This window comes from Afipia sp. GW823-FHT06G09 (assembly GCF_058794875.1).
In genome coordinates this window covers 1,490,371-1,502,733 of record NZ_JBXAHF010000001.1, presented here as the reverse complement: position 1 = coordinate 1,502,733, position 12,363 = coordinate 1,490,371, and the positions used below count along the sequence as shown (strand labels likewise).

Genomic DNA, 12,363 nt, shown 5'->3' with positions numbered 1-12,363 from the left:
TGTCTCGCTTTCGTGGCGCCTGATTGGGGCGCGGGAGGTGGATCGGACAGCCTTAACAAATGATTAGTATGGCGCGGCTGCCGCAAGGTCCACCAGTGCGGCGCGAGACTACCGCTCCAAACCAGCGATAACGTTAATTCCCTCGGGCCTGCGCTGAACCCCGACGCCGCTCGGACGTTGGGTGTTGCAAAAGATATTCAAACGTTCACGATGGACATGCAGGAACTGTCGTTGCGCTGCGTCATATGTGGTGCCACCCGGCGGTGAATTGCGGACACGGGTCCGGCAGGACCCGAATGTAACAGGAGGGCGCGATATGACTGGCAATCAGTTCGAGATTCCGAAGGAAATGCGATCGATGGCGGAAGCGAGCCTCGAACAGGCACGCAAGGCATTCGAGACCTTCATCAGCAACGCGCAGCAGACGGCGGCGGCGTTCGGCGGCTCGGCGCTTGGTGGTCCGGGCAGCACCGCCAAGGAGATCAGCGCCAAGGCCATCGCGTTTGCGGAAAAGAACGTGCAGACCTCGCTGGCCTACGCGCAACAGCTGATTCACGCCAAGGACCTCACCGAGGTCATGCGTCTCCACACCGAATACGTGCAGGGGCAGATGCGGGCGCTGGCCGAGCAGGCCAGTGAAATGGGGCAGACCGTGACCCGTGCCGCCATGGATGCCACCAAGCCCAAATAACCTGTCCGGCACAGGCCATTTTGGAGGGTCGATCCGGCGCTCGCGCCGGATCAGGCATGCGCCAGCCTTGTTGCAATGCACAAAATCCCCCGTATAGTGCCAAATAGAAAAAGACCGCCGCCAGCCTTGATGGGCCCGCGGCCGGTTGCGCCGTTCCGGCGGCTTCACTTCCAGACACAAGGACTGCCTTTATGAGCGCGAACGATCCATTCGCTGTTGTCCCCTTCAAGGTTCCCGAGCAGTTTCGCGCCTTCGCCGAGATGGGCGTTTTCCAGGCCCGTGACGGCTACCAGAAGCTCAAGGACGCAGCCGTTTCCAACAATGGGGCACTCGAGGCGCTGGTCGAGCAGTCCACCAGGAGCGCCGGCGATTTCACCTCGAAGGTGATCGGAATGGCGCAAACCAACACCGAAGCCGCGTTCGCCTTCACCCAGAGCCTGATGGGCGTGAAATCGCTGCCGGAAGCCTTCGAACTGATGAATGCTCACGCCCGCAAGCAGTTCGAGGTTCTGACCGCGCAGTCCCAGGACCTCGCGGCCATGACCCAGAAGGCGGCGGCTGCGGCCGTCGAGCCGATCGCCGCCGGCGCGGCAAAGGCCTTCAAGCCCGGCGTTTGATCCCGGAATTTGTTACCGGGCAGGGCCGGCGCGAATGAACCGTTTGCGGTTTCGCGGTCACCCATAACGAGTTGTTCGTGACGTGATTTCGGCAGGTCAAAGCGTCTTGCCAAAGCGCGGCGTTGCACCTAGTTTCCCGCGAAATCGCCGCCCTCGGCGGGGCAGCCGATTGGCTGCCGTCGATTGAAAAATGCAGTTGTAGCTCAGCTGGTTAGAGCGCCGGATTGTGGATCCGGAGGTCGGTGGTTCGATCCCACCCAACTGTACCACTTCCAAAGCCCCGAAAATCCGAAGTCTCAGGCCGACTGCGCCAGCAGGACGCGGATTTCCTCGCCTGTTGCAGGCCCGCTTCCGGGATGGGTGAGGGTTGCGAAGGTCCCGATCGCGGCGGGCCGCCCGACGAGATAGCCCTGAACCTCGTTGCACAATTCCGATTGCAGGAATGCCAGCTCCGCCGGTGTCTCGACGCCTTCCGCCAGCACCGGCAGACCGAGACCGCGGCCGAGGCCCAGCACGGCGCGCACGATGGTCGCGGCCTGCTCGTTGGTGTTGACCGACTTGATGAACGAACCGTCGATCTTGATCTTGTCGAACGGGAATGCGCGCAGGTTGGAGAGCGACGAATAGCCGGTGCCGAAATCGTCCATCGCGATATGCACGCCGAGCGCCTTGATCCGCCGCAGCGTGGTGAGCGCGCGGTTGAGATCGCGCACCAGCGCGGTCTCGGTGATTTCGAGTTCGAGCCGGCCGGGCGCGAGGCCGGTTTCCAGCAGCACCTCATGCACGAGCTGCACGAAGTTCTCGTTGTAGATCTGAACCGCCGAGACGTTGACGGCAATGGTGAGAGGCTGCGGCCAGCTCGCGGCCTGTTTGCACGCTTCGCGCAGGACCCATTCGCCGATGCCAAGAATCGCGCCGGTTTCCTCTGCGATCGGAATGAATACGGCCGGTGAAATCGAACCGCGGGTCTTGTGATTCCAGCGTAACAGGGCTTCGAAGCCGACCACGGTCCTGCTCTGGATGTCTTCCTGCGGCTGATAGACCAGAGTGAACTCGCCGCGCGACACCGCCTGCCGCAGATCGTGCTCCAGCACACGACGGTCGTGAACTTCCGCGCCCATTTTCGCTTCGAAGAAGCGGTAGGTGGCGCGGCCTTCCATCTTGGCGCGGTAGAGCGCCGTGTCGGCGTGGGTGAGCAGCGTCTCACGGTTGTCCGCATCGTCCGGGCAGATTGCGATGCCGATGCTGCACGAGGTCATGTTCTCGCTGTCGGATTTATCCCCGTCGGATCGCAGTGCCTCGATAATGCGCTCGGCCAGCCGTCCGGCCGTGGCCGGGTTCGACAGTCCGGGGACAAGGACCGCGAATTCATCGCCGCCGAGGCGCGCGACCATGCATGTCTTGTCGAGGATCGCGGTAACCCGTGAGGCGACGGTCTGAAGCACCTTGTCGCCGGCCGCGTGTCCGAACAGATCGTTGACCTCCTTGAACCTGTCGAGGTCGAAGCAGAGCACGGCGCACTTCTGCCCGCCTGCCATGGTGGCGGCGATCTCATGATCGAGCCGCGCATGGAACGTGCCGCGGTTCGGCAGCGAGGTCAGCGCATCGTGATGCGCAAGATAGCGGATGTGCTGCTCAGCCTTCTTGCGCGCCTGCAGGTTGCGCACGGCGATGACGTGATGCGCATGCCCGGCGAAGTCGATCGGACGCAGGATCAGTTCGACCGGAATCATCGATCCGTCGGCGTGACGAAGATCGGCCTCCACCGGCTGGTTAGGGGCGGCGAACAGTTTCGCACGCGCGCCGGCATCCGGAATGTACGATTGCAGGTTCGTACCGATGAGCTTGTCCGACGTTGAGCCGACAAGCTGCGCGAAACTGGTGTTGACGGTCACAGCGATATCGCCGTCGCAGACCAGAAGGCCTTCGACCGCGGCATTGGCGAGACCGCGCATGCGCTCGGCTTCAAGCACCGAGCGGCGCTGATCGCGGATGTCCAGCGCGAGGCCGGCCAACGCGAGGATGATGATGGTAAAGCTTGCGACCGCGACGCTGAAGGCGAGCCATGCAGCCGGCAAGGCCTGCTGCGACACCTTGATGGTTGGGTCCGGCATGATCGATGCGGCGCCCATGGCGGTGAAATGATGACTGCAGATCGCAAGGGTCAGGAGCAGCGCGCCGGTGGCTTTCCATCGCTCCGATTGACCATGGAGACCCGCCGGCAGCGCCGCTGCGCCGATCAGGGCTCCCAGAACAATGGAAGCCACCACGAGCGTCGGGTCCCAGAGGATCGTTCCTTCGATCTCAAACGCCGCCATGCCGAGATAATGCATCGTAGCGATGCCGCCACCGACCACGGCGCCGCCGAGCCACGGTCCCAGCCGCCATTTCGGCTGCATCGACATCGCAAGACCGGCACCTGTCAGCACGATCGCGGCGATCAGCGACAGTGCTGTCAGGGAGATGTTGTAGCCGTTCGGAATTCCGGGCGAGAACGCCAGCATCGCAATGAAATGCGTGGACCAGATGCCGAAGCCGGTCGAAATGGCGGAGACCGCAAGCCAGACCTTGCGCATGTGACCGGTCGACAGACGGGCATGTCTGAGCAGGTTGATCGCCGCGAGCGACGCGATGGCGCAGATGACGGCCGCGAGCCCCACAAGCCGCAGATCATGGGCGGTGGCGATGCAGTTATAGACTTTCAGCATTGGGCAACCTGGGACGCGAGAATACGCAAGCGTCGGCAGGTACGGGGAATTGCGTAAGAAGAGGTAAACTCGCCGGCGCAGGTTTGACGGATGTGGTTGCGCGGGGTGCTATCGGCTATCGTTGCGATGTGTACGCACAGCGAACAATCGCGAAAAACCCTGTGCCGCAATCACTTTTCGTATGCGAGCGAAGTATCCCGCAGGAAACCGGGGACTAACGCGCAGTAAACCATGAGACGATGAGATGATTGTTCTCTCGTCCGTTAGCGGTCCGCGCGGCTCACGACATCCATCAGTTCGGCGATCTTGCGCCGCTGGTCGGCCTTGTCGCCCGACGTGATCGCATGCTCCACGCAATGGGCGACATGATCGCGCAGGACCTCTTCCTCGACCCGCCGCAGCGCTGCACGGGCGGCTGCGATCTGCGTGACGATGTCGATGCAATAGCGATCATCCTCGACCATTCCCGCGAGACCGCGAACCTGGCCTTCGATCCGTTTCAGCCTTTTCAGGCACGACAACTTGATTTCCTTGCGCATGCCATACTATATACCCCCATAGGGTATAAGTTGCAAGAGGAGAATGGGCCGTGGCATCATCGGATCATCAGAGCAACGGCAAGGGCAGTTGCTGCGGCGGGCAAAACCACCAAGGTTCTGGCGGTCACAGCCACGACGAGCACGCTCACGCGCACCACCATTCCCATGTGGCGAGCCACGGCCACGTTGATGGAGATCAAGCGGGTCAGGCGATCGATCCGGTCTGCGGCATGACCGTCACCACGGCGACCGCGAAGCATCGCCTTGCGTACAAGGGGCAGGACCATTTCTTCTGCTCGGCGGGCTGCCGGACCAGGTTCGAAGGCGATCCGGAAAAGTATCTCGCGCCGAAATCGTCACAGCCTGAAGAGAAGATGCCAGAAGGCACCATCTACACCTGTCCGATGCATCCCGAGGTGCGACAGGTCGGGCCGGGGAGCTGCCCGATCTGCGGCATGGCCCTCGAGCCCGAAACCGTTTCGCTGGATGATGCGCCCGATCCCGAACTGATCGACATGACGCGCCGCTTCTGGATCGGTCTCGCGCTGACGCTGCCGGTGTTTGTCATCGACATGGCGGCGCATCTCGGCGGCATCCACCTGCTGCCGCTGCAAACCTCGAACTGGCTGTCGTTTGCGCTGGCGACGCCGGTGGTGCTGTGGGCCGGCTGGCCGTTCTTCGAGCGCGGCTGGCAGTCGATCAGGACTCGCAATCTCAACATGTTCACGCTGATCGCGATGGGCACCGGCGTCGCCTACATTTACAGCGTGGTCGCGACGCTGGCGCCACAGATGTTTCCGGACGCATTCCGTGATCACCACGGCGCGGTCGCGGTGTACTTCGAAGCGGCCGCCGTCATCACTGTTCTCGTTCTGCTGGGGCAGGTGCTCGAACTGCGCGCCCGGGCGCGCACGTCAGGCGCGATCCGCGCATTGCTCGGACTTGCTCCGAAGACGGCGCGGCGCGTCTCGCAGACCGGCGACGAGGACATCGATATCGACGCCATCGCGGTGGGTGATCTGCTCCGGGTGCGGCCGGGTGAAAAAGTCCCGGTCGATGGCACCGTCGCCGAGGGATCGTCGCTGGTCGATGAGTCCCTCGTCACCGGCGAGTCGATGCCGGTGAAGAAGGCGATCGGCGCGCAGGTGATCGGCGGCACTGTCAACCAGAGCGGCGGCCTTGTGGTCCGCGCCGACAGGATCGGCCGTGACACCATGCTGGCGCGCATTGTCGATCTCGTGGCGCGGGCGCAGCGCTCGCGTGCGCCGGTGCAGCGGCTCGCCGATCAGGTCGCAGGCTGGTTCGTGCCGGTGGTGATCGCGGCGGCGCTCGCGGCGTTCGCGGCATGGGCGGTGTTCGGTCCCGAGCCCCGATTCACCTATGCGCTGGTTGCCGCGGTGACTGTTCTCATCATCGCGTGTCCCTGCGCGCTTGGTCTTGCGACTCCGATGTCGATTATGGTCGGCGTCGGCCGCGGCGCGCGCTCAGGCATTCTCGTCCGCGACGCCGAGGCGCTGGAGAGGATGGAGAAGGTCGACACCCTGGTGATCGACAAGACCGGCACGCTGACCGAAGGCAAGCCGAAGGTGGTCGCTGTGATCGCCGCCGATGGCTTTGATCGCGGCGAACTGCTGCGGCTGGCCGCCAGCGTCGAGCGCGCCAGCGAGCATCCGCTGGCCTTTGCGATCCTGAACGCCGCGAAGGAGGAAGGTCTCGCGCTTTCCGATGTGCAGGGTTTCGACTCGCCTGTGGGCAAGGGCGCGACCGGTACTGTCGATGGCCGCCGCATCGTAATCGGCAATGCCGTGATCATGCAGCAGTCGAGCGTCGACACGAAGGCACTGGAGAAGGACGCACGCGACCAGCGCGAGCGCGGTGCGACCGCGATCTATGTCGCGGTCGATGGCCGCGCTGCGGGCGTCATCGCCATTGCCGATCCGGTCAAGCCGAGTGCGCCTGAGGCGCTCAAGCAACTGCGCGCCAGCGGTCTGCGCATTGTCATGCTGACCGGCGACAATGTGACGACGGCGCAGGCGGTGGCGAAGACGCTTGGCATCAGCGACGTGGAGGCTGACGTTCTGCCCGAGCGCAAGGGCGATGTGGTAACGCGTCTGCGCGGCGAGGGCCGCGTGGTGGCGATGGCCGGTGACGGCATCAACGACGCTCCCGCGCTTGCCGCGGCCGATGTCGGCATCGCCATGGGCAGCGGCACCGATGTGGCGATTGAAAGCGCGGGCATCACGCTGCTGCGCGGCGATCTGATGGGGCTGGTGGAAGCCCGGCAACTGTCGCGGGCGACGATGCGCAATATCCGCCAGAACCTGGCGTTTGCCTTCCTGTACAACGCAGCCGGCATTCCGGTCGCGGCGGGTGTGCTTTATCCGGTGTTCGGGATTCTGCTGTCGCCGATGATCGGCGCTGCGGCCATGGCGCTGTCGTCAGTCAGCGTGATCGGCAATGCGCTGCGGTTGGCGCGCATGAAGCTTCAATCATAAGAGGCTTCATTCGAAGTTGTTCGGGTCATGCGCGATAGCAAGGGAACATGCGCATGAAAAAAGGCCGGGCTAAAAAGCCCGGCCTGTTTAGTTTTTGGCCACGTGAGGCCGACACAATCACCTTCCAAGAGGGATAACTGAGCGCGCGTTCCGCTGGAGGAGGGGGACAGTGTGCAGAACGCTCATTCAGTGTGGGGAGAGTATGGTCCGCGATTTCCCATGCGGACAACTCCGATCCCGGTATGTCAGTCATGCTCAGGATGCGGGCTCAAACGTCCGTTTGAACAGCATCAGGACGGCCAGCGCTGCGCCTTACTCACGATAAAATCACGGAAAACCTGCACGCGCGCCACGGACTTCAATTCTTCGGGATAGACAAAATACGTATCCAATTGAATCGAGTCCGCCTCGCTGAACAGCTGCACGAGACGGTTGTTGTCCTCGACCAGATAGTCCGGCAGCGCCGCGATTCCGAGGCCCTGCTGGCAGGCGCGCACCAGGCCCAGGATGTTGTTGACCTTGAACACCGGCTCGCGCGGCCCGGACCCGTTGGTATTGGCCTCGATCAGCCAGTTCCGGTTTTGCAGGTGCTGCGGCACGTTCTGGTCGCTGAGGACGATGATCCGGTGTGCGTCCAGTTCGTCCAGCGTGCGCGGGGTGCCGTGGCGCTTGACGTATTCCGGCGAGCAATAGGCATGGAAGCCCATCGAGAACAGCTTGCGCTGAATGAGATCCGGCTGGGTCGGCTTGCGGGTGCGGATCGCCACATCGGCTTCGCGCATCGACAGGTCGAGTTCCTCGTCGGTGACGATCAGCGAAATGCGGATGTCCGGATACAGCGCGGTGAACTCGCCGAGCCGCGGGATCAGCCAGTTGATGCCGACGCCCGGCGTGGTGGTCACCTTGAGGTCGCCGCTCGGCCGCTCGCGGCTGTCGGTGAGCTTCGCGCGCGCCGCCTGCAACTGCATGAACACGTCATGCGCCGTGCGGAACAGCAAGTCGCCCTGTTCGGTGAGGATCAGTCCGCGCGCATGGCGATGAAACAGCGAGACCGCCAGTTCCTGCTCCAGCGCGCTGACCTGGCGCGACACGGCCGACTGCGACAGCCCGAGCTGTTCGCCGGCATGCGTGAAGCTTCCCGCTTCCGCCGCCGCGTGAAAGACCTTCAGCTTGTCCCAATCCATATCGCTTAATCCGTCGCGTGTTCGTGGCATGGTCACTCCGCCGCTGCGCGTTCGGTGGCGCTGTGCGCCAGGAAGCGTTCCGCTTCCAGCGCCGCCATACAGCCGAGGCCCGCAGCCGTCACGGCCTGGCGATAGGTTTCATCCGCGACGTCGCCCGCGGCGAAGACGCCGGGCACCGAGGTCGCGGTGGAATGCGGTGCGATCTCGATATAGCCGGAGGGCTTCAGTTTGAGTTGGCCGGCGACGAGCTCGGTCGCCGGAGCATGGCCGATGGCGACGAAGACGCCGTCGGCGGCGTGTTCGGTCACCGCGCCGCTCTTGATGTTTTTCAGCACGACGTGGGTCACCTTGGAAGGATTGTCCTGGCCGCGGATATCCGCGACTTCGCTGTCCCAGATCACCTTGATCTTCGGGTGCTTGAACAGGCGATCCTGCAAAATGCGCTCCGCGCGCAGGCTGTTGCGGCGGTGAATCAGCGTGACCTGCGAGGCGAAGTTGGTCAGGAACAGCGCTTCCTCGACGGCGGTGTTGCCGCCGCCGACCACGAACACTTCCTTGTTGCGGTAGAAGAAGCCGTCGCAGGTGGCGCAGGCCGAGACGCCGAAGCCCTTGAACTTCTCCTCGAAAGGCAATCCGAGCCAGCGGGCCTGCGCGCCGGTGGCGAGGATCACCGTGTCAGCCAGATAGACGTCGCCGCTGTCGGTCGAGATGCGGAAGGGGCGCTGGCCGAGTTCGAGCTTGTTGACGTGATCGGTGACGATCTTGGTGCCGACATGCGCCGCCTGCTTCTCCATCTGCTCCATCAGCCAGGGGCCTTGGATGACGTCGGCAAATCCCGGATAGTTCTCGACGTCGGTGGTGATGGTGAGCTGGCCGCCGGGCTGAATGCCCTGGATCAGCACGGGCTCAAGCATGGCGCGTGCGGCGTAAATTGCGGCGGTGTAACCCGCCGGTCCTGAACCGATGATGACAACCTTGGCATGAATAGGAGCGGCCATAGCCCGACCCTTAGGAGTTTGTTGCATGGATTGATCAGCGAAGAGGCGGGAAATGCCCGCAAAGGCATCGCTGCGCTGTTAAAAGTGCATGTTCCGAATGTAGGCCATCCTGTGAGCTATGCAAGATATGCAACCCCTATCATGAAATTTTCCCCAGCTAGACATGAGATAGCTCATGGCGCGAAATAAAATTGCGCGAAGCCGTGCCGCTGGCTAGAACAGTTTTGCAAAAGGCCGGAAATATCCGGTCGCCAGGGGATTAGGTGTCCGTGTCAAAGAGCCTCGACGAAATCGACCTGAAAATACTCAATGAGATTCAGGCTGATGGCCGAATCACCAATGTCGAACTGGCCAAGCGGGTGGGCATTTCGCCGCCGCCCTGCCTGCGCCGGGTCCGCACCCTGGAGGAGGAGGGCTATATCCGCGGCTACCGCGGACTGCTGGACCCGCCGTCGCTCGGCTTCGACGTCACGGTGTTTGCCTCGGTGCACCTGTCGAGCCAGGCCGACGCGGATCTGCGCGCGTTCGAGGAGTTCGTCCGCCACGAGCCGCTGGTGCGCGAATGCTGGATGCTGTCGGGCGAGATCGATTTCATCCTCAAATGCGTCGCGCCGGACATGGCGACCTTCCAGAACTTCGTCTCGCATCTCACCGCCGCGCCCCATGTGCGCAATGTGCGAACCTCGCTGGTGCTGCACAACTCCAAGAATGCGCCCGACGTTCCGCTCGAACTGAAAGTCCCGCAGGGCTGACGCTGCTCGCGGCTTCGGTTTCTATGTCGTCCTGGCGAAGGCCGGGACGACATAGAGGCCATACGAGACCCAGCATTCTCGCGGGCAAAGGTTTCATCTAAAAGCCGCGTGCCGGGCGCTTGCCCAATTGCGTGATGGGACTGACGTGACTTTATTCCAGATCATTGTGCTGGCGCTGGCTGGTTTCGCCGCCGGCACCATCAATGCTGTCGCCGGTGGCGGCACGTTCGTTACATTTGCCGCCCTCGTGGCCTGCGGATTGCCGACGCTCGATGCCAACGCCACCAGCGCGGTGGCCCTGACGCCCAGCAATCTGTCCAGCGTCGCGGCCTATCGCTCCGAAGTCCGCAGCCATTTCCGCGAGATGATTCCATTCGCGATCATCGGACTGATCGGCGGAGCCGCAGGTGCGCTGTTGCTGATCTGGATTGGCGATGGCGGTTTCCGCCCGCTGGTGCCGTGGCTGCTGTTGCTGGCCACTTTGCTGTTCGCCCTCAGCAGCCAGATCCGCAACTTCGTCGAGCCGTGGTCGCGCGGACAGCATGCGGGCGCACGAATTGCCGCCTATGTGCTGATGATGGTGGTGGCGGTCTATGGCGGATTTTTCGGCGCAGGCACCGGCATCATGATGCTGGCGGCACTGGCCATTCTCGAAAGCGGAAATTTCCACAAGGCGAACGCGACCAAGCTTCTTGTGGCGTTCCTGATACAGATCATGTCGGCGGCGCTGCTGATCGCCGGTGGTCTTGTACACTGGCCGCAGGCGCTGGTGACGATCGGCGCATCGGTGTTCGGCGGATATTACGGCGTTGTGGTCGCGCGCCGCGTTCCGGAAAAAATAATCCGCGCCGCGGTGGTGGCCATCGGCGCGGTTTTGACTGTCGTGTTCTTTCTCAGGACATGATCGCAATCATGTCGCGCCGGCTTGAGAGATCAAGCCTTGCCGCGCGAGGCGTCGACGCTCCAGGGACCCGGGCCCGCGCTCGCCAGATAGAGACAGACGAAGCAGAGCGTGATAGCCGCGGTGCCGCCGTTGATCACAGGATAGAAATTCTTCGGAAAGTGACCGATGAAATATGCGAAGGCCATCTCGCCTGCGAGAATGAAAGCTACCAGCCGGCTAAACAACCCGATGATCAGCAAGCCGCCGAGAATCAGTTCGAGCGATCCTGCAGCGCCGTATAATGAGAAGAGTTCGACCTTGGCGAATGGCGAGTCCGGTGGAAACTTGAGAATCTTTGCGACGCCATACTGAAACAGCATAAGGCCGATGATGATGCGCAGCACGCTGAGCAGTTGCGGTCGGTACGGTTCGAGAAATCTGAAGTCCATGGAAAGCCCCCTGTTTGATTCCACGTACTTTGTTACCGCGCCGTCCGGCCAAGCGGAAGATTCGGACATGCCGGATTCGATGACGATTTCGTCAGGCGATCTGGAGTAATTCCGGAAAGTCGGTGTTGTGCGTGTGCCTTGGTTTCCGACGGGAAACCTCTGCTACTTTTTCTGCTGTTCATCCCGCGGAATTTCAGCGCCGATACAGCGGGTGGCCTTGGGCTGACAGGCAAAACCGATATTGGAGCAGGCCGGTCCCTTGCCGTCGGCGCCGCGCGTGCAACTCACGCACTCGTCGGTCCAGCGCGTGCAGTGCGGCTGGTTGACGTAGACCGACAGTTCCTTCGGCTTGCTCGGGGGCGGAATCTCAAGCTCGGCGGCACGCGCGCCGGTGGCAGCCAGAAAGGCCGCCAGCATCAGCATCGTCATGGAAGAACGCCGCATCGATTCCTCGTCGCCGCGGAGCGGCATTTATTCGCGCGATCCTAAAGCAAATGGCCGGGAAGTCCCGGCCATTTCCTGAATTGCGCAGTTGCGAGCGTCCCGCTTACTTCCAGTCCACCTTGGTGATCTCGTAAGCCTTCGCGCCGCCGGGAGCGACGACCTCGACGGACGTGCCCTTCTTCTTGCCGATCAGCGCGCGCGCTAGCGGCGACGTGATCGAGATGCGGCCCTTCTTGGCGTCGGCTTCGGTCTCGCCGACGATCTGCCAGACGGCCTTCTTCTCGGTGTCTTCGTCGATCAGGGTCACCGTCGCGCCGAACTTGATGGTGTCGCCGGACAGCTTTGAGACATCGATGATGTCGGCGCGCGCGAGCTTGTCCTCGAGTTCCGCGATGCGGCCCTCGTTATGCGACTGCGCTTCCTTCGCGGCATGATACTCGGCGTTCTCGGACAGGTCGCCATGCGAACGCGCTTCGGCGATCTGCTCGACAATGCGCGGGCGATCCACCGACTGGCGCTGCTTCAGTTCAACTTCCAAGGCGGCGTATCCGCCCTGTGTCATCGGTACCTTCTCAACCATTTCGCCGTCCTTGTATCTCGCGC

12 protein-coding genes and 1 tRNA gene are annotated in these 12,363 nt (G+C 62.6%); 6 read left to right on the top strand and 7 right to left on the bottom strand.

Annotation, left to right across the window (positions count from 1 at the left end; all coding sequences use genetic code 11):
• Window positions 1-316: 316 nt before the first annotated feature.
• The 3 genes from AC1Q67_RS07430 to AC1Q67_RS07420 all read left to right on the top strand — a co-directional run bounded on the left by AC1Q67_RS07430 (window position 317) and on the right by AC1Q67_RS07420 (window position 1,577).
• Window positions 317-691, top strand: coding sequence for a phasin family protein (locus AC1Q67_RS07430; protein ID WP_492234626.1), 375 nt, complete (start codon window positions 317-319; stop codon window positions 689-691).
• Window positions 692-882: 191 nt separating this feature from the next.
• Window positions 883-1,308: a phasin family protein gene (locus AC1Q67_RS07425; RefSeq protein WP_492234627.1), complete on the top strand. Its 426-nt coding sequence runs from the start codon at window positions 883-885 to the stop codon at window positions 1,306-1,308.
• 192 nt (window positions 1,309-1,500) lie between these two features.
• Window positions 1,501-1,577: transfer RNA gene (locus tag AC1Q67_RS07420), tRNA-His, on the top strand.
• Window positions 1,578-1,604: 27 nt separating this feature from the next.
• Here the strand turns inward: AC1Q67_RS07420 and AC1Q67_RS07415 are convergent.
• Both AC1Q67_RS07415 and AC1Q67_RS07410 read right to left on the bottom strand, forming a co-directional pair.
• Window positions 1,605-4,016 (bottom strand): EAL domain-containing protein, encoded by a 2,412-nt coding sequence (locus AC1Q67_RS07415; RefSeq protein ID WP_492234628.1) that lies wholly within the window; start codon window positions 4,014-4,016, stop codon window positions 1,605-1,607.
• A gap of 263 nt (window positions 4,017-4,279) precedes the next feature.
• Window positions 4,280-4,555, bottom strand: coding sequence for a metal-sensitive transcriptional regulator (locus tag AC1Q67_RS07410; protein WP_492234629.1), 276 nt, complete (start codon window positions 4,553-4,555; stop codon window positions 4,280-4,282).
• Between the two features lie 50 nt (window positions 4,556-4,605).
• Between AC1Q67_RS07410 and AC1Q67_RS07405 the strand changes: the two genes are divergently transcribed.
• Window positions 4,606-7,050, top strand: coding sequence for a heavy metal translocating P-type ATPase (locus AC1Q67_RS07405; protein WP_492234630.1), 2,445 nt, complete (start codon window positions 4,606-4,608; stop codon window positions 7,048-7,050).
• A 290-nt stretch (window positions 7,051-7,340) separates the two neighbouring features.
• Here the strand turns inward: AC1Q67_RS07405 and AC1Q67_RS07400 are convergent, their stop codons facing one another.
• A complete protein-coding gene (locus tag AC1Q67_RS07400; RefSeq protein ID WP_006022122.1) occupies window positions 7,341-8,264 on the bottom strand; it encodes a LysR family transcriptional regulator in 924 nt (307 codons plus the stop codon).
• A 2-nt stretch (window positions 8,265-8,266) separates the two neighbouring features.
• Window positions 8,267-9,232 (bottom strand): thioredoxin-disulfide reductase, encoded by a 966-nt coding sequence (gene trxB / locus AC1Q67_RS07395; RefSeq protein ID WP_492234631.1) that lies wholly within the window; start codon window positions 9,230-9,232, stop codon window positions 8,267-8,269.
• Between the two features lie 269 nt (window positions 9,233-9,501).
• On the opposite strand from trxB, the gene AC1Q67_RS07390 reads away from it, so the two are divergent.
• A complete protein-coding gene (locus AC1Q67_RS07390) occupies window positions 9,502-9,984 on the top strand; it encodes an Lrp/AsnC family transcriptional regulator (RefSeq protein WP_024574330.1) in 483 nt (160 codons plus the stop codon).
• 145 nt (window positions 9,985-10,129) lie between these two features.
• Window positions 10,130-10,888 (top strand): sulfite exporter TauE/SafE family protein, encoded by a 759-nt coding sequence (locus tag AC1Q67_RS07385; RefSeq protein WP_024574331.1) that lies wholly within the window; start codon window positions 10,130-10,132, stop codon window positions 10,886-10,888.
• A gap of 29 nt (window positions 10,889-10,917) precedes the next feature.
• Here AC1Q67_RS07385 and AC1Q67_RS07380 read toward each other — a convergent pair whose 3' ends face one another.
• The 3 genes from AC1Q67_RS07380 to greA all read right to left on the bottom strand — a co-directional run bounded on the left by AC1Q67_RS07380 (window position 10,918) and on the right by greA (window position 12,340).
• Window positions 10,918-11,316, bottom strand: a complete 399-nt coding sequence (locus AC1Q67_RS07380) for a DoxX family protein (protein ID WP_492234632.1) — start codon at window positions 11,314-11,316, stop codon at window positions 10,918-10,920.
• 162 nt (window positions 11,317-11,478) lie between these two features.
• Window positions 11,479-11,760 carry a hypothetical protein gene (locus tag AC1Q67_RS07375; RefSeq protein WP_492234633.1) on the bottom strand — a complete coding sequence of 94 codons (282 nt, stop codon included), beginning with the start codon at window positions 11,758-11,760 and terminating at the stop codon, window positions 11,479-11,481.
• A gap of 103 nt (window positions 11,761-11,863) precedes the next feature.
• Window positions 11,864-12,340, bottom strand: coding sequence for a transcription elongation factor GreA (gene greA, locus AC1Q67_RS07370; RefSeq protein WP_024574334.1), 477 nt, complete (start codon window positions 12,338-12,340; stop codon window positions 11,864-11,866).
• Window positions 12,341-12,363: the final 23 nt, after the last annotated feature.

Coding starts and splice junctions, on each gene's coding strand:
- greA (WP_024574334.1), bottom strand. CDS start 12,340: ATGGTTGAGAAGGTACCGATGACACAGGGCGGATACGCCGCCTTGGAA.
- AC1Q67_RS07380 (WP_492234632.1), bottom strand. CDS start 11,316: ATGGACTTCAGATTTCTCGAACCGTACCGACCGCAACTGCTCAGCGTG.
- trxB (WP_492234631.1), bottom strand. CDS start 9,232: ATGGCCGCTCCTATTCATGCCAAGGTTGTCATCATCGGTTCAGGACCG.
- AC1Q67_RS07375 (WP_492234633.1), bottom strand. CDS start 11,760: ATGCGGCGTTCTTCCATGACGATGCTGATGCTGGCGGCCTTTCTGGCT.
- AC1Q67_RS07430 (WP_492234626.1), top strand. CDS start 317: ATGACTGGCAATCAGTTCGAGATTCCGAAGGAAATGCGATCGATGGCG.
- AC1Q67_RS07415 (WP_492234628.1), bottom strand. CDS start 4,016: ATGCTGAAAGTCTATAACTGCATCGCCACCGCCCATGATCTGCGGCTT.
- AC1Q67_RS07400 (WP_006022122.1), bottom strand. CDS start 8,264: ATGCCACGAACACGCGACGGATTAAGCGATATGGATTGGGACAAGCTG.
- AC1Q67_RS07410 (WP_492234629.1), bottom strand. CDS start 4,555: ATGCGCAAGGAAATCAAGTTGTCGTGCCTGAAAAGGCTGAAACGGATC.
- AC1Q67_RS07425 (WP_492234627.1), top strand. CDS start 883: ATGAGCGCGAACGATCCATTCGCTGTTGTCCCCTTCAAGGTTCCCGAG.